Raw genomic sequence first — 19,909 nt, 5'->3', positions numbered from 1 at the left:
CAATTGCCGGGTGGCGGCACCGCCGCACCCGGCATACAAACGCACACGTCTTTTAATGCGTGCGGCTGTGATTCTCTTTGCGGTACGCACCCGGCGGCTGATTGAAGGTACGGGTAAAAATCCGCGTAAATGTCTGCTGGGAATCAAACCCGTAGCGCAGACAGATGTCATACACCCGTTCGTCGGACTCGCGCAGATCCCGCGCTGCCAGCAGCAGTTTGCGCTCGCGAATGTACCGCCCCAGGCTTTCACCCTTGTATTGCATAAACAACCGCTGCAGATGCCATTTGGAGTACCCCGCGTGACGGGCGATCTCCTCAATGCGCAGCGGCTGATGTAGATTGTCGTCGATCCACTCAACGATGGTGTCGATGACCTGAGCGGAAATAGTCATGCTGCTCTCCCCCTCGACTGCTTGTCGGTTAAACATTATTCCCACCACTCACGAAATTGCTGCGTCGTATCATTCACCCTGACCGGTTCGCCCAGCTCCGGCGTCAGCAGACGATACTTTTTATCCAGACTTGCGCGCGTCAGCTGAATTACCGGGTCGTTCCAGCTGTGTTTTGCCAGCACAAAGCGTCCGTAATGGCCCGGCACCACCGCTTTAGCGTTGATATCGGCGGCGGCCTGCGCGGTCTCTTCCGGCAACATGTGAATGTATTTCCAGTCCTGGTCGTACTGTCCGTTTTCCATGATCGCCAGATCGACCTCGCCGAACTGCTCACCAATGGCTTTAAAGTGCGGGCCGTAGCCAGAATCGCCGCTGTAGTAGACCTTTTGCTCAGGCGTGACGAACATAAAGCTGCCCCACAGGGTCTGATTGCGTTTGAGCCCTCGACCAGAGAAATGGCGTGCCGGCAGCACGTGTACCGTCAGCTCATCGCTGATACGCACCGACTGATTCCAGTCGCGCTCGTCGATAATCTGTGGGTCCATTCCCCAGTAGCGCAGATGCGACCCGACGCCGAGCGGCGTGACCACACGCTTCACCTTCGGCATCAGCGCCTTGATGGTGGCGTAATCGAGGTGATCGTAGTGATCGTGCGAGATGATCAGCAGGTCGATCTCAGGCATCGTTTCCGCGCGCCACGGATATTCCCCGGCAAAGGCTTTGTTGAGGAACGAAAACGGCGCGGCGTAGCTGCTGAAGACCGGATCAATCAGAATGCGTTTGCCCGCCAGCTGCAGATACCACGACGAATGCCCGAGCCAGACCAGCGTCTCCTGCTCCAGCGGAATCGCCGCCAGATCGGTTTTCACCAGCGGCAACGGCTGAGCGGGACGGGCGTTTTCCGTTTTGCTGACCAGAAATTCCCACATCGCCACCAGCATATTTTTGTCGCCGTTGTAGCCCGGCGTCGGCAGCGTATTGTGGAACTGTCCGTCGCGATAGTGTGGCGAGGCCTCCACTTCACTGAGCTGTGCGCCCTGCGGCGGCTGGCCGAATCCGGCATTTAACACAAAGGGCAAACTCGCCGCTGAAGCAATAATCATGACAAACACCACGCTAAGAAGAAGAGGCTTTTTCATATCCTGACCCGAATACGCGCCCCCTTCCGTTGGTTTGCGCGGGTTGAACTTGATTATGAGTGAGTAAGCACTCATTATAGATATGATGATAAAGTCGTCAAGACGTTTTCGATCTTTGACATTCCGCGTTGCAGCGTGGCAAAGAGCATGTTTCAATCAGGGTTTTACACATTGACAGGAGGGGAATTTTAGTGGCACGTCCGAAGAGTGAAGATAAAAGACAGGCGTTACTGGAGGCAGCAACCGCTGCATTTGCGCAGTCAGGGATTGCTGCATCGACGGCGCTTATCGCCCGTAACGCGGGCGTCGCTGAAGGGACGCTGTTTCGCTATTTTGCTACTAAAGACGACCTGCTGAATGCCCTCTATCTGCACCTGAAACAGGATCTCTGCCAGACCATGCTGGCAAACCTGGACCGCGCCATTAACACCCCGAAAGAACATACCCGCAATATCTGGAACAGCTATGTGGACTGGGGGATTCGCAACCCTGTCGCCCACGGTGCTATCCGCCAGCTCGGCGTGAGTGAAAAGATCAACGCCGAAACGGAACAGGCGGTGCATGAGATGTTCCCGGAACTGCACGAGCTGTGCCGTCGCTCCGTGCGCCAGGTGTTTATGTCCGATGAGTTTCGCACCTTCGGCGATGCGATTTTCTTATCGCTTGCCGAAACGACGATGGAATTTGCCACCCGCGACCCGTCCCGCGCCAGTGATTTTAAATCCCTTGGCTTTGAATCCATGTGGCGCGCGCTCGCCATCGAGGATGTGAATGGACAGTAAATCCCTGCAGGCCTGCGCCAAACGCGTCGCGCTGGAATTGCCCTTCACCGAGCACTGCTGGCCCTTTGGCCCGGAATATGACGTGTTTAAGATCAACGGGAAGATCTTCATGCTGATGGCGGTCGCCCACGGGCGGGCGCATGTCAGCCTGAAATCCGATCCGGAGAAATCACTGCTCAACCAGCAGATCTATCGCGGCATCGAACCCGGCTATCATCTGAACAAAAAACACTGGATCTCCCTCTACGAAGCCGACGATATCACGCCAGAACTGGTGGCGGATTTGGTTCTCGACTCGTGGAATCTGGTGGTGGATAAGCTGCCGAAAAAAGATCAGAAGCGCATTCGCCCTGCCTGATTGTTCATGTCAGACGAACAGTATAAGCGCATATCTGGCACTTATCTTTTCCCGTGAGTCCTTGTAATCTGCTCTCTTTTCTCGCCCGCAGACGGCGAATTTATTGACCAGGAGTTGTTATGGATATCATTTCAGTTGCCCTGAAGCGTCACTCGACCAAGGCATTTGATCCCACCAAAAAGTTGACCGCAGAACAGGCAGAACAAATTAAAACGCTGCTGCAGTTCAGCCCGTCCAGCACCAACTCACAGCCGTGGCATTTCATCGTCGCCAGCACCGAAGAGGGCAAAGCGCGCGTGGCAAAATCAGCGGCAGGCACTTACGTGTTCAACGAGCGTAAAATGCTGGATGCGTCCCACGTCGTCGTCTTCTGCGCAAAAACCGCGATGGACGATGCGTGGCTCGAGCGCGTCGTGGATCAGGAAGAAGCCGACGGGCGTTTTGCGACCCCAGAAGCGAAAGCCGCAAACCACAAGGGCCGCTGCTACTTTGCCGACATGCATCGCGTCGATCTAAAAGATGACGATCAGTGGATGGCCAAACAGGTTTACCTGAACGTCGGTAACTTCCTGCTGGGCGTGGGGGCACTGGGTCTGGACGCGGTGCCGATTGAAGGTTTCGACGCCGCCATCCTCGACGAAGAGTTCGGCCTGAAAGCGCAGGGCTTCACCAGCCTGGTCGTTGTGCCGGTCGGCCACCACAGCGTGGAAGATTTCAACGCCGCTCTGCCAAAATCTCGACTGCCGTTGAGCACGATTATTACTGAGTGCTAATCGACATGGGCACGCTGGTTTCCGGCGTGCCAAATTCTCTCCGCATAACGCCCAATCACCGCCAGCGACGCCGCCAGAATCAGGAAGAAAATCACTTTATTCATCCCGTCCCAGAAGTATTCGAAATAGCGGGTGTAGAGGTTGATGGCGAGAAACGTCAGGCCAAAACCGCGCAGCATGCCGTCGTCGGTTTTCAGGCTGATATAAATACAGACAATGGCGGCGACGGCGAAAAGCAGCGCCCACGGCAGCAGCGCGGCGCGGGTGACACCATACCAGCTGTCGATATCGTAATTACCAAAAATCGACATGATCCACAGGGCCACAAACAGGTACGTCAGCCCCATCGCTTTACTGGTGGTGTACAAGTGACGTTTGATTAACATCGCCCGCAGCAGCCAGCACAGCGCCAGCAGCGCCCCGCCGAAGAAGATAAACCGCACCGGGTAGTTCATTCCCAGCCAATAGGCACCCCAGCCGGACATATACCCGGTTTCAGCCCCAAACCAGTTGCCGAGCGACAGCAGGAAAAAGAGCCACACCAGCCCCGAGCGCCCAAAGAAGCCCACCAGCCCGTAAACCACGCAGCCCGCAAGGAACAGCGGCGCGATATGCCCGCTGCCGTTATCCAGCCGCTCGCCCAGCTGCCAGAGCGCAATGGCGGTGAAGATAACGCCGAGAAACAGAATTGCTTCGGTGCTGTAGTGCCACTGGGTTTCTCGCCGCTGGCGGCTGAATCCCCAGAGATAAAAGGCCACCGCCAGCACGGCGGGCAGCCCGATGCGGGCAACGAAAGAGAAGGAGAAAAAGGCGATGATACGTTCCATCAGCTCGCTGTCAGCAAACAGGCTGGCGAAGGCGATCATCACGCAGGCCAGCGCGGTCCAGAAGGCGTAACGGCTGAGTCGCTGCCAGTCCATCGCCACGCGTTTGAGGGTGCCCGCCAGCCGCTGGTGTTCATCGGCACTGAGCGCGCCCTCCTGCTCCCATTCGACGAGCGCCCGACGCAGCAGGCGTTCCTGTTTGCGAGTCACGTTCATGTTCTGTCCCTGAATGAGTGAAATTTAGTTGAGTATAACAGCCTGTTCCGCCAGCCACGTGAGCGCATGTTCGCCCGCGTCGTCCACCGGGAGATAAACCAGCAGCCGCGAGCCGTTGCGCGGAGCGGAGTACCAGTACATCTGCTGAAGCTGAAAATCCCCCAGCTGCGGATGGCTAAAGAGTTTCAGCTGATTTTCCACGCCGCGCACGTCATAGCGCTGGTGCCACAGAGCCTCGAACTCTGCGGAGACGGCAAAGAAGCGCGCCAGCTGCGCTTCCCACTGCGGATCGCCGCGATGTTCGGCCATTGCCGCGCGGAAGTAGGAGACGAAAATCGGCAGCACGTCATCGCGTTTGCCGAGTCGGCTTCGCCACGCCGGATGGGTGAGAAAGAGGTAGATGCAGTTACGATCTTCCGGCGGAATGGCGTTGAAATCCACCCCCATCAGATGGCCAAAACTGTCGTTCCACGCCACGATGTCGAAGTTCGGTTTCTGGATGCTGGCCGGTTTCGGCATCAGCGTATCCAGCAGACGCCGCGTGCCTTCGCTGATCCCCTCACACACGGTCTGCTGCGGCGCTTCGCCCGGCGGCAGTCCCGCCAGCACAAACAGATGGCGCGTTTCCGTGGCGGTGCATTGCAGGGCTTTCGCCACCGCCACCATGACGGCGCTGGAGGGATTGACGTCCCTGCCCTGCTCAAGCCAGGTGTACCAGGTCACCCCCACATCCGCCAGCATCGCCACCTCTTCGCGACGCAACCCCGGCGTGCGGCGCCGACCGCTGCGCGGCAGCCCCAGCCGCTGGGGATCGAGGCTTTCGCGGCGCGCGCGTAAAAAGGCCCCGAGCTGCTTGCGGTTGTCGTCCTGCAAAGAGGAAGTGGGTTCGGTCATCAGCGTCATACGGCCCCCTGCGTGGTAGTGCCAGTACCAGTATAAGCAAGAACTGGTACCCGTTTTTATTATCACCGATGCTACGTCCATCTGCTGAATGACGCAATGGAGTCACCATGAATACGTCTGTTGTTTCACCGGGTCGCGCAGGCCTGATATTGCTGCTTACAGGCCAGATGCTGCCGCTGATTGATACCTCAATCACCAACGTGGCGCTGGATTCGATCACCCACTCACTGCACGCCACGGCCACCGAACTGGAGCTGATTGTGGCGCTGTACGGCGTGGCCTTCGCCGTCTGTCTCGCGCTGGGCAGTAAGCTCGGCGATAACCTTGGCCGCCGCCGTCTGTTTATGTGGGGCGTGGCCGCCTTTGGCGTGGCATCGCTGCTGTGCGGCATGGCGGGAAGCGTGGAGCAACTGCTGGGCGCTCGCGTGTTGCAGGGCGCTGGCGCGGCGCTGATCGTGCCGCAAATCCTCGCCACGCTGCACGTCACCCTGAAAGGCACGGCCCACGCCAAAGCCATCAGTCTGTTTGGCGGCATCGGCGGAATTGCGTTTATCGTCGGCCAGATGGGCGGCGGCTGGCTGGTGTCGGCGGATATTGCCGGGCTGGGCTGGCGAAACGCGTTCTTTATCAACGTGCCGATTTGCCTGCTGGTGCTGGCCCTGAGCCGTCGCTACGTGCCGGAAACTCGCCGCGAAACGCCGTCGCGCATCGACTGGCAGGGAACCACCCTGCTGGCAGTGATCCTGTGCTGCCTGCTGTTCCCGATGGCGCTCGGGCCGGAACTCCACTGGCCGCTGGTGTTGCAACTGGCGCTGATCGCGGTGGTTCCGCTGATGCTGTGGATGCGCGCCAGCGCGTTGCGTAAGCAGCAGCGCGGCGAACATCCCCTGCTGCCCCCGCGTTTGCTGAAACTCACCAGCATCCGCTTTGGGATGGTGATCGCCCTGCTGTTTTTCAGCGCCTGGTCAGGCTTTATGTTCTGTATGGCACTGACCATGCAGGCCGGGCTGGGGATGGCGCCGTGGCAGTCAGGAAATAGCTTTATCGCCCTCGGCGTGGCCTATTTTGTCTCCGCCTGGTACGCGCCAAAACTGATTGCCCGCTACAGCATGGGGCGCATTCTGATGACCGGCCTGACGGTACAAATTGCGGGCCTGTTGCTGTTGATCGCCACCTTCTGGCGCTTCGGTCAGGCAAATACGGCGCTGACGCTAGCCCCTGCCACAATCCTGATTGGCTATGGCCAGGCGCTGATCGTCAACAGTTTTTACCGGATTGGGATGCGCGATATCAGCAGCTGCGACGCGGGCGCGGGAAGCGCAATCTTGAGCACGCTGCAACAGGCCACGCTCGGTCTCGGCCCCGCCATTCTGGGCACCCTGTTCCTGACCTTTGCGCGTCACAACGGCGGCCATTACCCGCAGGCGATGATCGGTTTTCTGAGTATTGAAGTGGTGATGATGCTGGCGCTTGGCGGCATTGCCCTGTGGTTGCGCCACCGCCTGGAGGCCGGCCCGCTGCCTGCCGCATCATAGACACCACCTGCATAGCGTCGCGGGTTGCATAATAAACACGCAGCCGTCATGATAAAAGGAGGATATTCAGGAGACGTTATGCAGGAATTAATTGCTCAGGTTGAAGAGCTTGGAATTGAAATTAATCACACCACTTCGCTGGTGTTAATCTTTGGCATCATTTTACTCACCGCCGTTATTGTCCATCTGATATTGCACAAAGTGGTGCTGCGTCTGTTTGAAAAACGGGCGCAGGCCAGCTCACATTTGTGGCTGCAAATCATTACCCAGAATAAGTTATTTCACCGCCTGGCCTTTACCCTTCAGGGGATAATCGTCAACGTTCAGGCGGCGCTGTGGTTACAAAAAGGCAGCGAAGCGGCTGAAATATTAACCACCTGCGCCCGACTGTGGGTCATGGTTTATGCCCTTCTCTCCTTCTTCTCGTTATTAGATGTGATCTTCAATTTGTCGCAAAAGCTGGCAACCGCCTCTCAGCTTCCGCTCAAAGGAATATTCCAGGGCGTGAAGTTAGTGAGTGCGATCCTCGTCGGCATTCTGATGATCTCCCTGCTGATTGGTCAGTCTCCGGCGATTCTGATCAGCGGTCTTGGCGCGATGGCCGCGGTACTGATGTTGGTCTTTAAAGATCCGATTCTGGGCCTGGTCGCCGGTATTCAGCTCTCGGCGAACGACATGCTCAAGCTCGGCGACTGGCTGGAGATGCCGAAATACGGCGCGGATGGCGCGGTGACGGATATCGGCCTGACCACCGTGAAAGTGCGCAACTGGGATAACACCATCAGCACCATTCCTACCTGGGCACTGGTGTCGGACTCTTTTAAAAACTGGAGCGGCATGTCAGCCTCCGGTGGACGGCGAATTAAGCGCAGCCTGAGCATCGATACCACCAGCATTCATTTTCTTGATGAGCACGAGCAGCAGCGTTTAATTCAGGCGAAACTGTTGAAGCCCTATATGGCGGCGCGTCACGAAGAAATTCATCTCTGGAATCAGGAAAATGGTGAAGGGGAATCGGTATTAAATCTGCGCAAAATGACCAATATTGGTACATTCCGTGCGTACCTGAATGAATATCTGCGCAACCATCCGCGTATTCGTAAAGATATGACCCTGATGGTGCGCCAGCTAGCTCCGGACGCCAATGGTTTACCCATTGAGATATATGCGTTCACCAATACCGTGGTCTGGGCGGAATATGAATCCATTCAGGCAGACATTTTCGACCATATTTACGCCGTGGTCGAAGAGTTTGGCCTGCGAATTCATCAGTCGCCCACCGGGAATGATATTCGCTCGCTGGCGGGCGCGTTCGCGAAATAATCCTCAGGTACTGGCGCGCGCCACGTAGCGCCAGTCCATCATCACCCTTTCCGTTGGCGCATCCGGGTTATCGATTTTATTCAGCAGCAGATCGACCGCTTTGCGCCCGATATCCCGCGACGGCTGTTCGATGGTACTGAGCGGCGGGGAAACCATCTCCGACAGCTCCGTGCCGTCAAAACCGACCACCGCGATGTCCTGCGGAACCCGCAGCCCGGCCTGTTCGATGGCGCGCAGAGCACCCGCTGCCAGGGTGTCCGATACGGCAAACACCGCATCCGGCGGGTTGTTCGCCAGCAGTTTATTCATTGCCGCCATGCCCGCGCTGGAGCTGAGATCGCTCGCATACTCCACCACCTGATACTCGAGATCGCGCAGATGCAGCACGCTTTTGTAGCCGCGCTCGCGCAGACGGGCATATTTGTAGCTGAGATCGTGGTTAATGAGCGCAATCCGTCGACGCCCGCCGTCCGCCAGCTGGCTGACCACGTGCTGCGACGCGTCCACATCGTTAATGCCCACGCAGGAAACGGTGCCGGAGTCGGCGTATTCCGCGCACTGCACCCAGGGCGCACTGCCGATAAGGGCGGAGAGTTCCGGCAGTTTCGAGAACGCGTCCATGGTGATGATGCCGTCGACGATTTTGCCCGACAGCAGGCTCAGGCCGGAGCGCGACCGTTGCAGATCCGACCCGGAATTGCACAGTAAAATGCGGTAGCCGTTTTTCTCGGCCTCTTCTTCGATGCCTTTCACCACTTCGCCGCAGAACGGGTTGGCGATGTTCGAGACCATCACGAGGATCATGTAGCTGCGCGCGGTACGAAGCTGGCGCGCCAGCAGATTGGGCTGGTAGTTACTCTCTTTAATCGCCTGCAAGACGCGCTCGCGGTTCTTCGCTTTCACCGAGTCGCTGTTGTTAAGCACGCGCGACACGGTCGCCACCGAAACACCGGCGAGCTTAGCGATTTTCTGAATTGACATAACGACGGCACATCCTGCAGTTAGCGTTTTCATCAGGCTAACATAATTTTGCTGCCCGGCGAACCGGGCAGCACGTTACCGCTCAACGCGTATCCAGCGCTGCTGTTGGTGACTTTTAACAATGGCATCAATGATATACATCACGTTTGCGCCATCGTGGAAGGTCGCAAAAAGCGGCTTCTCGGGCAGGGCATTTGCCTGCACGGCACGATAGAACTGCGCCATCATATTCTTGAACGCATCGGGCCAGCCTTCGATGTGCCCGCCGGGGAAGTGGGCGCTGTCGGCGGCATCTGCGTTCATCAGGCCCGGATCGTCTGACAACGTCTGATTTGCCTGCTCGCGATACCCGATCCACAGCTGCTGCGGAATTTCCTGATCCCAGGCCACAGAACGCTCGCTGCCGTTGATTTCAAAACTGAGGCGGTTTTTGCGCCCGGCGCTAACCTGCGAGACGCTGAAACAGCCTTTGCTGCCGTCGTCAAAGCGGAACAGGACTGAGCCAAAATCCTCCGTCGTGACGGCTTTATCCGCATACACGGCGTCGGCCTGGCGGGTAAAGGTCTGGTTGCCCGCCACGTTTGCCTTGCGCGTCGGCCAGACGATCGACAGATCGGCCATCACCTCGACAATCCGTCGTCCGGTGACAAACTGCACCGTGTCGCACCAGTGCGAACCGATATCCGCCACCGCCCGCGAGGCCCCGCCGAGAGCGGCATCGACGCGCCAGTTGTAGTCGGTCTCCCGCAGCATCCAGTCCTGCAAATAGCTGCCGTGCGAGGCAAACAGCCGCCCCACGCTCCCCTCGCGCATCATGCTCGCCGCCTGGCGCACCATCGCGAAGTGGCGATAGACAAAGCTCACGCCGTGGATCACCCCCGCCTGCCCGGCCAGATCCACCAGTTCCCGCGCCTCTTCCGGCGTCATACACAGGGGCTTTTCAGAGAACACATGTTTGCCCGCTGCCAGAATTTGCCGGTTAATCTGCGCGTGCAGATGGTTGGGCGTGCAGTTGTGAACCACCTGCAATCCCGGATGGGCTAGCAGTTCGTCCACGCTGCCGTAGGCATGCGGCACATTCAGCGCCCGCGCCTTTTCCTGCGCCTGCTCAAGCGAGCCGTCGCACAGGGCGACGACCTGCACAACACCCAGTCGACGCAGGGCCTCGATATGCGCCGGGCCGATAAAGCCGCTGCCGACGATCCCGACGTTAATCATGCGCGCCTCCTGCGGCGAAATCGTCAAATGCGCGGCCAGAGACCGGAATGATGTGGCGGCGGATGAACTCGCTGCCTTCGCTCGCCCCCACGTCGCCGTCTTTCATGCAGCACTCCCACTCCAGCACCGCCCAGCCGTCGTAATCGTACTGCGTGAGCTTGCTGAAAATACCGTTGAAGTCGATCTGCCCGTCGCCCAGCGAGCGAAAACGCCCGGCGCGGTTGATCCACGGCTGATAACCGCCGTAAACGCCGCTGCGTCCGTTGGCGCGAAACTCAGCGTCTTTGACGTGAAACGCCTTGATGCGTGCGTGATAGATGTCGATAAACGACAGGTAATCCATCTGCTGCAGCAGCATGTGGCTCGGATCGTAGAGAATATTGCAGCGCGGATGGTTGTCGACCAGCGCGAGGAAGCGCTCGAAGGTCACGCCGTCGTGCAGATCCTCCCCCGGATGCAGCTCAAAACAGAGATCGACGCCGTGCTCGTCAAAGCAGTCGAGGATCGGGCGCCAGCGGCGTGCCAGCTCTGCAAAGGCATCGCAAAAACGCTGCTCGTTGTGCGGCGGCCACGGGTAGAAAAACGGCCACGCCAGCGAACCGGAAAAGGTAGCGTGGGCGGTTAATCCGAGCTTCGCCGACGCCGCAGCGGCCTGTTTCACTTTGGCGGTTGCCCACGCCTGGCGCGCCGCGTCGTTACCGCTTACCGCAGGCGGCGCGAAGTGGTCAAAGGCCTCGCCGTAGACCGGACTGACCGCCACCAGCTGCCCTTCCAGATGGGTGGATAATTCGCTGATGACAAGCCCATGCCCGGCCAGTATCCCGGTGATCTCATCGCAGTAGGTCTGGCTGTTCGCCGCCTGCTCCAGATCGAAAATCTGTGGATGGTTGCAGGGGATTTGCAGCGCTTTATAGCCTTTCTCCGCCGCCCAGCTCGCCAGCCCGTCGAGGGAGTTAAACGGCGCGCGCTCGCCAATAAACTGCGACAGAAAAATGCCCGGTCCCTTAATCGTCCTCATAACACCTCCAGAAAATTACGCCTTATCTTCATCATATTTGAATGCGATAAGGAAAATCAGCGCGATCGCGGCGGCAGCTATCGCCGGGATCCACCAGAATGTGACCCACGCCTGCGGCACGGCCTGCCCCGCCACCAGGCTGTTATAAAGTGCGCCAGAAATCTGCGAGCCGAGCAGCATGCCGATGCCGTAGGTGAACATCACCACCATACTCTGGGCCTGGCCTTTTACCTTTTCGCCCGCCACGCGGTCGGTGTAGATAAAGCCGACGACAAAGAAGAAGTCATAGCACACGCCGTGCAGCAAAATGCCGAGATAGAGCAGGAAGCGCCCCTCTTCGCTGACGCCAAGCGCAAAGAAGGCGTAACGCACAAACCACGCCAGCATGCCGATCAGCAGCATGTATTTCACCCCGAGGCGACGGAACAGCAGCGGGATGACCAGCATAAAGACGATCTCTGACATCTGCCCGAACGACATGGCGGTGCTGACATCACGGATACCGGCGTCGGCGAGATAGGAGGCGGTGTACGCGTAATAGGTGCCCAGCGGAACGGAGATCAGCATCGCGCACAGGGAGAAGATAAAGAAGTGGCGCGTTTTCAGGAGTGCGAACGCATCCGCACAGAACAGATCGCGCACGGCAACGGGCATGCCTTTTGCCGGAGCTGGCGTGTGCGGCAGCGTCAGGCTATAGAGCGCCAGCAGAACGGAGCTTACCGCCGCGACCTGGAAAATGGTCACGCTGGACGCCACGCCGGTCACGCCGATGAAAATCCCGGCGACAATCCAGCCGATGGTGCCGAAGACGCGCACCACCGGGAACGTTTTGTCGACGTTCGCCAGGCTGTGAAACGCGATGTTGTTGGTCAGCGCCAGCGTCGGCATGTAGCAGAGCGTGTAGCCAAACAGCAGACCGATCAGCAGCGCGCCGTTTTCGGCGATCAGCGCCCCCGGCACGAACCACAGAATCGCCGCGCCAGCGAGGTGCATCACGGCCATCACCTTCTGCGAGGCGAAGAAGCGGTCCACCAGCATCCCGAGCACAAACGGCGACAGAATCGAGGCAATAGGCCCGGCGGAGAACGCATCGCCAATCAGCAGGGACATGTTGTGCTGAGTCATCACCAGCCCGAGCGTGACCGACCAGCTTCCCCAGATAAAAAACTGTAAGAACATCATCAGCGACAGCCGCGGCACCAGCAGCCGATGCTGGGCTATCGCCTTTCCACTACTTTCAGTTGTTGACACCATGATAAGCCTCACCCTTAAAAAGTAATCGATTACAAACCTCGTCAACTAAAAAGTAATCGATTACAAAATAAAGATCCTGCGGATCAAAACAGAACTGCGAGAATGGTCACGATCTAAATTTCCGCCCCCTTCTCCCACGCTTTCTCCGAATTTACATATTTAGTTACATTTGGCCGATAAATTAGTCTGCGCTTAATTCATTAAATAATTATGATTCCGATTCTCATTCAAAAAAAATCACATAACAACTCTTCCGGACAGGAAACATGACCTCTTTTAATGGCAAGGAAATCACGAAACCGTTCGCGGTTTCACTTATCGCGCTGGCAATCCAGACCGTAGTTCACCCGGCGCTGGCGGCAGAGAACAAAAGCGAACAGGAGATGGTGGTGTACGGCGACGCAAACACCACGGTGGATGAGCAGCAGGATTACGCGGTTAAAACCACGCGCGCAGGGACCAAAATGTTGCTCGCCCCGCGCGATATCCCGCAGTCGGTGAGCGTCGTAACGCAGCAGCGCATGAAGGATCAGGACCTGCAAACCATCGATGAGGTGCTGACCAACGCCACCGGTGTGTCGTCACAGCAGATCGACAGCGAGCGCTCGAACTATTTCTCCCGTGGCTTTGAGATCACCAACTTCTCCTACGATGACATCCCCACGTCCATGGGCGACGCGTGGAACTTTGGCGATGCGACGAAAGATACGGCGATTTACGATCGTATCGAAGTGGTGCGCGGCGCGGCGGGCCTGATGACCGGCGCGGGCGATCCGGGGGCATCGGTGAATATGGTGCGTAAACGCGCCGACAGCAAAACCGTGACCGGCAACGTCAGCGCCAGCTATGGCAGCTGGAATAAGCAGCGCTACGTCGCCGATCTCTCTTCCCCGCTCAACGCTGACGGCAGCCTGCGCGGACGGGTGATCGCCGGTTATCAGGATCAGGACAGCTGGCTGGATCGCTACGGTAAACGCAAAAAATTTCTCTACGGCGTGATGGATGCGGATCTTACGGACCACACCACCCTTTCACTCGGCTGGGATTATCAGCAGACCAACACCGCCAACCCGACCTGGGGCGGCCTGCCGAGCCTCTACAGCAACGGTTCGCGTACCCACTACGATCGCAACGTCAACACCTCGGCAGACTGGACGGGCTATTCCATCGAATCACGCAAGGTGTTCGCGAACCTCTCCCACAGCTGGGACAACGGCTGGTCGGTGCGCTTCAACGGCACCCACGGCGAGCAGAACTTTAACGATACGCTGCTCTATGTGATGGGCAATCCGGACGCGACCACGGGCGACGGCGCGAGCGGCTGGGGGAGCAAAGATCGCGGCAAACGCACCCTCGACTCCTTTGACTCCTACGCCAGCGGCCCGTTTGAACTGCTTGGCCGCCAGCACCAGCTGATGGCCGGGGCCAGCTACAGCCGCCAGCATAACGCTACCTTCAGTAAGGATGGGCCGATGGACAGCGTGGGTATCTTTAACAACAACTGGGATGGGAGCGTGGCGGAACCGGCGTGGGGCGACTGGTATCAAAACGCCGATGACATCGTGCGTCAGAAATCGGCCTACACGGCGACACGCCTGTCGCTGGCCGATCCCCTGTCGCTGATTTTAGGCGCGCGTTACACCCAGTACAGCACTAACGGCAGCAGCGGCGATATGCGTAAATACAACACCACCCCGTACGGCGGCCTGGTGTTCGATATCACCGACGCGCTTTCGGCGTACGCCAGTTACACCTCGATTTTCGCGCCGCAGACCAAGCGCAGCAAAGATGGCGCGTGGCTGTCGCCGGTGACCGGCAAAAACTACGAAACCGGCCTGAAAGCCGACTGGATGGACGGTCGCCTGACCACCAACGTTGCGGTATTCCGTATCGAGCAGGAAAACGCGGCGGAGGCGATCAGCGGAGAGTTCGTCAACGGCTCAAGCGAGCAGGCCTATCGCGCAACAAAAGGGGCGGTGAGCAAAGGGGCCGAGTTTGAAGTGAACGGCGCCGTGACCGACGATCTGCAGCTGACCTTCAGCGCCACGCGCTACGTCGCCACCGATACGGATGGCCGCTTCAACAGCTATGCACCGCAGACCCAGCTCAAACTCTTCAGCCGCTATCGCGTGCCGGTGCTTCCGGACCTGACGGTCGGCGGCGGCGTGAACTGGCAAAACCGGGTGTATAAAGACGTAACCGGGCCGGATGGCGAAACCCAGCGTCTGTACCAGGGCAGCTACCCGCTGGTCGATCTGTTCGCGAAGTATCAGCTGACCAAACAGCTGGCGGTGCAGGCCAACGTCAGCAATCTGTTTGATCGGGAATATTACTCGTATCTCGACGATTCGGCAGTGTATGGCGAACCGCGAAGTGTCTCAGTGAGTATGAGTTATCTGTTCTGATGAGATGATGTGAAAGCCCGCCTGCGGTTCCGCTGGCGGGCTTTTTGTTAGCGCGCTTTACTGCGCGATAAGGTAAAGGCCACAAACAAGAATACCACCCACACAGGCAGCAGGAACGCCGACAGACGCATGTCATCGATGGTGCACATGAGCACCAGAATCATGCCGAGAAACGTGATACACAGGTAGTTTCCCGCCGGGTAGAGCAGCGCCTTGAACTGCGTCTCACGCCCTTTACGACGCATCGCCGCACGAAAACGCAGGTGCGCCAGGCAGATCATGATCCAGTTCAGCAGCAGGGTAGCCACCACCAGCGCCATCAGCAGGCCAAAGGCCTCTTTCGGCAGCAGATAGTTGATCAGCACCACCAGCGAGGTAATGCCTCCGGAGAGCAGCAGCGAATTGACCGGTACCCCGCGACGGCTGACGCGCGTTAAGAACTTCGGCGCGTTACCCTGCACGGAGAGGCCAAACAGCATGCGGCTGTTAGAGTAGACGCCGCTGTTATAGACCGAGAGCGACGCCACCAGAATGACGAAGTTCAGGGCCGATGCCACCAGGTTGCTGTTCATATCATGGAAAATCATCACAAACGGGCTGCTGTCGGATTTCACCTCTACCCACGGGTAGAGCGCCAGCAGAACCACCAGCGAACCGATATAAAACAGCAGAATACGGTAGACCACCTGGTTGACCGCTTTCGGAATGCTTTTGTGCGGATCGCGCGCTTCTGCCGCCGTGATCCCAATCAGCTCTAGCCCGCCAAAGGAGAACATGATCACCGCCAGAGACATAATCAGCCCGTTCCAGCCGGTCGCGAGGAAACCGCCGTGTTTCCACAGGTTATCGATGTTCGCGCGCTCGCCCCCGTGCCCGGAGAAGAGCAGCCACAGGCCAAAGCCGATCATGCCGATAATCGCCAGCACTTTAATCAGCGCGAACCAGAATTCCGTTTCGCCATACAGACGCACGTTAACCAGGTTTACGGCGTTGATAATAATGAAGAAGACGGCGGCCCAGATCCACGTCGGGACATCCGGCAGCCAGTACTGCATGTAGATGCCCGCGGCGGTGAGTTCAGCCATGCCGACCAGCACGAACATCACCCAGTAGTTCCAGCCGGACAGGAAGCCTGCAAACGGCCCCCAGTATTTGTAAGCAAAGTGGGCGAAAGAGCCAGAAACCGGCTCTTCGACGACCATTTCACCAAGCTGGCGCATAATCAGAAAGGCAATCACGCCCGCAATGCCGTATCCCAGCAGTACCGCAGGCCCGGCCATTTGAATCGCTGGCCCGATGCCGAGAAACAGTCCGGTACCAATCGCGCCGCCGAGGGCAATTAATTGAATATGTCGATTTTGCAAACCACGTTGCAGCGTCGGTGTCTGTTCCGACGAGGCTTCAGAAACCGCATTGTCTGAAGCGGATGACGCGTCTTTCACGTCTGCCCCCTGTGTATTTTTATTGGAAGGGGCACCTTTTAACACTTCGGGTCAGCAGGAGCAAGTTGCAGGCCCGGCTCAAATACCCATATGAATTTAAAAGCGCGGCTGGGTATGATGTTGAGAACCCTACACTGACAGAGTGACCTATGACTGAGAAACAGTTCTACCCTATCGGTACGCCAGGCCAGCCATGGACTGCGGCGGAAAAACAGCAGTGGCGCGAGAACCAGACGCGTTTTCGCAGCTATCAGACGGACGTGCTTGACGCGATCAATGCCCTCAAGCCTCGCTACGACGTGAGTCAGTACGGCGAATTACACTACGGCGACCAGACCTTCCCGCTGATGGCCGTGAAGTCACAAGACTGGGACGACAACCTTCCCGTCGCGCTGATTACCGGCGGTGTTCACGGGTACGAAACCAGTGGTGTGATGGGCGCGCTGAACTTCCTGGCGGAGTATCAGAATGAGTATGCGGGGAAAATCAATCTACTGGTGGTGCCGTGCGTCAGCCCGTGGGCCTACGAGCATATCACTCGCTGGACCTATGAAGCCGTGGATACCAACCGCCAGTTCTGGCCACAAGGAGAAGGCGAAGAAGCCCGCGCGCTGATGGCGTTAACCGCCCCGCTGAAAGGCAAATTCCTGCTGCACGTTGATCTGCACGAAACCACCGACAGCGATGAGAGTGAGTTCCGACCGGCGAAGGCCGCGCGCGACGGACTGCCGTTTGAGCCGGGGACAATTCCCGATGGCTACTATCTGGTGAGCGATACGCAAAATTCACGGCTGGATTTCCAGCAGGCGATTATCGACGCCGTGAAGAAAGTCACCCATATCGCCCCTGCCGATGAGAATGGCAAAATGATGGAGTTCACCGTCGTCAGCGAGGGCGTGGTGGAATATGACATTCATGCCTATCATCTGTGCGCCACCCTTACCGGCGCGCCTTTTACCACCACCACGGAAGTTTATCCCGACAGCCCCGGCACTACGCCAGAGGCCTGTACGCGCGCGCAGATCGTGACCGTTCACGCCGCAATTGCGTTTGCGCTGGCGCACGCTTAAGAAATGGATGGGGCATCCGTGCCCCTGATAACGAGGGTAAAACTTAGAACTCGTAGCCGACGGAAACTTTGAAGGTACGCGGCTCGCCCTGGAACAGGTAAGTTCCGGAGTCGTCCACGCTTGCCCAGTAGTTTTCGTCCGTCACGTTGTCGATACCGGCACGTACGGTCATTTGATTCTGGTTCTGGTTTACCGCGAAGCGATAGCGCATGCCCAGATCCAGCGTGGTGTAGCTGTCGAGTTTTTTGCTGTTCGCCAGATCCGCGTACTGAGAGCCGGAGTGGTTCACGCGCGCGGTCGCCGTCAGGCCGTCGATCGGTTTGATGTCATATTCCGCCCCCAGCACCGCATAGAAATTCGGTACGCCGATGACCTTGTTACCCTGATTCAGCCCGTTGTTGGTTTTGGTCATTTCTGCCTGCAGCCAGGTGGCGCTGGCATTCAGACGCATTCCCAGCATCGGCTCGCCGAACACGTTCAGTTCAACGCCGCGGTTACGCTGCTCGGCATCCAGACCGTAGTGTTTGGTCACGCTGTCGAGGATCGCCGACGGCATTTTGATTTCGAACAGGGCCAAAGAGCCGCCCACCCGTCCGAAGTCTGCTTTCACGCCCACTTCGTTCTGCTTCGAGTGAACAATCCCGGTGCTTTGCCCGTAGTTAGTCGCGGTGTCTGGCGCGGTTTTACCCGGCTGCAGCGCTTCGGTGTGGTTAGCGTAGAGCGAAAGTTCGTCCCACGGTTTGTAGACCACGCCGTAAGTTGGCATCCAGCGGCTGCCGTCAAAGCCATCGGCGTCGTTTTCCGCACCGGTGATTTTGTTGTATCCGCGAATCACCACTTTTTGATGGCGCGCGCCAGCGGTAAACAAGAGTTTGTCGTCGAGTACGCCAAGGGTATCGCTGAGCAGCCAGCCCTGAGTGCGGGTGCGGCCGCTGGTCAACGGATCGCTGTAATTACCGCCGGAGCCATTGAAGTTGCTGCTGTCAGGTTTATCCACGCCGGTATTGTGATAGATGTTGGTGATCGGGTTATCCGCTGCCGCCGACATCTTCCACGCGATTTTTTCGTTTTTGGTCATTGCGGAGTAGCCCACGTTGACCTTGTGCGACACGAAACCGGTATCAAAGTTACCGCGAATGCCCGCCATGCCGCTCACGGCGTCGCTGATGCGATTGGTATCCAGACGTGTCGCCGTGGCGTTGCCGCTCTTATCCATCAGCTTCGCGCCGCTGTACAGCCCCTCTTCGTGGGCGTGCTGCGCGCCCAGCCCGGTGTAAGCCGTCCAGCTATCGGTGATGTCATACTCGCTGCGCCACATGCCGAATTCATTTTCGATATTGCTGTAGGCCCATTTCTGCGAGTAGTTACGATCGTTTTTCGGTGGTGTCGGCACGAAGTCGACACCGGAAATGTTGACGCCCGTTTCGCTGCCATGGAAGGTTTTCTTCTGATAACCCATGTCCAGGGAGGTGCGGAAGGTGTCACCTTTGAAATCCAGCCCGGTAGAGAGCAGCGTGGTGCGACGGCGGTCGTTGGCGACCGGTGCTTCGCCTTCGCGGTGGACCAGGTTCACGCGTGCGCCAAACTGGTCACTCTCCCCGAAGCGCCGACCGGCGTCCAGCGTGGTGCCAATCTGCGAATCAGAAGTGTAATCGACGCCAATTTTGGCCTGCGGCGTGTCGCCCGCGTGTTTTGGCTCAAGGTTGATCATCCCGCCGACGCCGGAACTTGCCGCGCCGTTCATCAGGGAGTTGGCGCCTTTAAAGATCTCAATGCGATCAACCATCTGCGTATCGACCACCTGACGCGGCAGCACGCCGGAGAGACCGCCAAAAGTCATGTCGTCGCCGTCGAATTTCAGGCCGCGAATGCGATAGCTTTCCGCGCTGTTACCGTAGCCCTGCACCGACTGCACGCCCGCATCATTGGCGACCACATCGGCAATGGTTTTGGCCTGCTGATCTTCCACCAGCTTCGAGGTGTAGCTGATGATATTAAAAGGCACGTCCATCGCGTTCTGCTGGCCGAGCATTCCCATGCGGCCACCGTTGGCGACCTGTCCGTCAAGGAATGCGGGCACCAGCTGATCGCCGCCCGGTTTGAAATCGCTGGCCGGCGCAGACTGCACCACGAGGGTCTCTTCTTTTGGGGTCTCCGCCGCAAAGGCGGAGTGCGTAACCGCGCCGATGGCGAGCGCCAGCAGCGTTTTGTTCATTCTGGTGTTGTTCATGATTAACTCGTTCAACATACGCGCAAAATGGCCCGTCGCCGGGC

At 58.1% G+C, this 19,909-nt stretch carries 17 protein-coding genes; 7 read left to right on the top strand and 10 right to left on the bottom strand.

Features of this window, described 5'->3' with window-relative positions:
- Positions 1-52: 52 nt before the first annotated feature.
- Entirely contained in the window at positions 53-394 is a 342-nt protein-coding gene (locus ACB496_RS05590; protein ID WP_020885132.1) for a RamA family antibiotic efflux transcriptional regulator, read from the bottom strand.
- Positions 395-429: 35 nt separating this feature from the next.
- A complete protein-coding gene (locus ACB496_RS05585; RefSeq protein WP_312155390.1) occupies positions 430-1,533 on the bottom strand; it encodes an MBL fold metallo-hydrolase in 1,104 nt (367 codons plus the stop codon).
- Positions 1,534-1,724: 191 nt separating this feature from the next.
- On the opposite strand from ACB496_RS05585, the gene ACB496_RS05580 reads away from it, so the two are divergent.
- The 3 genes from ACB496_RS05580 to nfsB all read left to right on the top strand — a co-directional run bounded on the left by ACB496_RS05580 (position 1,725) and on the right by nfsB (position 3,446).
- Positions 1,725-2,315 (top strand): TetR/AcrR family transcriptional regulator, encoded by a 591-nt coding sequence (locus tag ACB496_RS05580; RefSeq protein WP_100777300.1) that lies wholly within the window; start codon positions 1,725-1,727, stop codon positions 2,313-2,315.
- Entirely contained in the window at positions 2,305-2,673 is a 369-nt protein-coding gene (locus ACB496_RS05575) for an MmcQ/YjbR family DNA-binding protein (RefSeq protein ID WP_100777301.1), read from the top strand. Before ACB496_RS05580 ends, ACB496_RS05575 begins: the two co-directional genes overlap by 11 nt.
- 119 nt (positions 2,674-2,792) lie before the next feature.
- The gene (gene nfsB, locus ACB496_RS05570) at positions 2,793-3,446 is read left to right on the top strand and encodes an oxygen-insensitive NAD(P)H nitroreductase (protein ID WP_107704096.1); all 654 of its coding nucleotides are present in this window, start codon (positions 2,793-2,795) and stop codon (positions 3,444-3,446) included.
- On the opposite strand, the gene ACB496_RS05565 is transcribed toward nfsB, so the two are convergent.
- Together ACB496_RS05565 and ACB496_RS05560 are read right to left on the bottom strand one after the other, a co-directional pair.
- Positions 3,443-4,486 (bottom strand): DUF2157 domain-containing protein, encoded by a 1,044-nt coding sequence (locus ACB496_RS05565; RefSeq protein ID WP_371974636.1) that lies wholly within the window; start codon positions 4,484-4,486, stop codon positions 3,443-3,445. The genes nfsB and ACB496_RS05565 overlap by 4 nt on opposite strands.
- 24 nt (positions 4,487-4,510) lie before the next feature.
- Positions 4,511-5,389, bottom strand: a complete 879-nt coding sequence (locus tag ACB496_RS05560; protein WP_371974635.1) for a helix-turn-helix transcriptional regulator — start codon at positions 5,387-5,389, stop codon at positions 4,511-4,513.
- A 107-nt stretch (positions 5,390-5,496) separates the two neighbouring features.
- On the opposite strand from ACB496_RS05560, the gene ACB496_RS05555 reads away from it, so the two are divergent.
- Positions 5,497-6,924 carry an MFS transporter gene (locus tag ACB496_RS05555; RefSeq protein ID WP_371974634.1) on the top strand — a complete coding sequence of 476 codons (1,428 nt, stop codon included), beginning with the start codon at positions 5,497-5,499 and terminating at the stop codon, positions 6,922-6,924.
- Between the two features lie 78 nt (positions 6,925-7,002).
- The gene (locus ACB496_RS05550; protein WP_100777306.1) at positions 7,003-8,247 is read left to right on the top strand and encodes a mechanosensitive ion channel family protein; all 1,245 of its coding nucleotides are present in this window, start codon (positions 7,003-7,005) and stop codon (positions 8,245-8,247) included.
- A 3-nt stretch (positions 8,248-8,250) separates the two neighbouring features.
- On the opposite strand, the gene ACB496_RS05545 is transcribed toward ACB496_RS05550, so the two are convergent.
- The 4 genes from ACB496_RS05545 to ACB496_RS05530 form a co-directional block, all read right to left on the bottom strand.
- Positions 8,251-9,228 (bottom strand): LacI family DNA-binding transcriptional regulator, encoded by a 978-nt coding sequence (locus tag ACB496_RS05545; protein WP_102104233.1) that lies wholly within the window; start codon positions 9,226-9,228, stop codon positions 8,251-8,253.
- 75 nt (positions 9,229-9,303) lie between these two features.
- Positions 9,304-10,446 (bottom strand): Gfo/Idh/MocA family protein, encoded by a 1,143-nt coding sequence (locus ACB496_RS05540; RefSeq protein WP_371974633.1) that lies wholly within the window; start codon positions 10,444-10,446, stop codon positions 9,304-9,306.
- On the bottom strand, positions 10,439-11,464 hold the full coding sequence (locus tag ACB496_RS05535) for a sugar phosphate isomerase/epimerase family protein (RefSeq protein ID WP_371974632.1): 1,026 nt from the start codon (positions 11,462-11,464) through the stop codon (positions 10,439-10,441). Before ACB496_RS05535 ends, ACB496_RS05540 begins: the two co-directional genes overlap by 8 nt.
- A 15-nt stretch (positions 11,465-11,479) precedes the next feature.
- The gene (locus ACB496_RS05530) at positions 11,480-12,718 is read right to left on the bottom strand and encodes an MFS transporter (RefSeq protein ID WP_102104236.1); all 1,239 of its coding nucleotides are present in this window, start codon (positions 12,716-12,718) and stop codon (positions 11,480-11,482) included.
- Between the two features lie 266 nt (positions 12,719-12,984).
- Between ACB496_RS05530 and fhuE the strand changes: the two genes are divergently transcribed.
- A complete protein-coding gene (gene fhuE / locus ACB496_RS05525) occupies positions 12,985-15,123 on the top strand; it encodes a ferric-rhodotorulic acid/ferric-coprogen receptor FhuE (protein ID WP_371974631.1) in 2,139 nt (712 codons plus the stop codon).
- Positions 15,124-15,170: 47 nt separating this feature from the next.
- Here fhuE and pheP read toward each other — a convergent pair whose 3' ends face one another.
- Positions 15,171-16,565 carry a phenylalanine transporter gene (gene pheP, locus ACB496_RS05520; RefSeq protein ID WP_371974630.1) on the bottom strand — a complete coding sequence of 465 codons (1,395 nt, stop codon included), beginning with the start codon at positions 16,563-16,565 and terminating at the stop codon, positions 15,171-15,173.
- A 149-nt stretch (positions 16,566-16,714) separates the two neighbouring features.
- Between pheP and ACB496_RS05515 the strand changes: the two genes are divergently transcribed.
- On the top strand, positions 16,715-17,635 hold the full coding sequence (locus tag ACB496_RS05515) for a M14 family metallocarboxypeptidase (RefSeq protein ID WP_100777313.1): 921 nt from the start codon (positions 16,715-16,717) through the stop codon (positions 17,633-17,635).
- A gap of 43 nt (positions 17,636-17,678) precedes the next feature.
- Here the strand turns inward: ACB496_RS05515 and ACB496_RS05510 are convergent, their stop codons facing one another.
- On the bottom strand, positions 17,679-19,865 hold the full coding sequence (locus ACB496_RS05510; RefSeq protein ID WP_371974629.1) for a TonB-dependent receptor: 2,187 nt from the start codon (positions 19,863-19,865) through the stop codon (positions 17,679-17,681).
- Positions 19,866-19,909 lie beyond the last annotated feature (44 nt).

Source organism: Lelliottia nimipressuralis (genome assembly GCF_041464075.1).
In the GTDB taxonomy this organism is placed as follows: domain Bacteria; phylum Pseudomonadota; class Gammaproteobacteria; order Enterobacterales; family Enterobacteriaceae; genus Enterobacter; species Enterobacter nimipressuralis.
The sequence above is the reverse complement of the archived record's forward strand: the minus strand, read 5'-3'. Positions and strand labels throughout refer to the sequence as shown.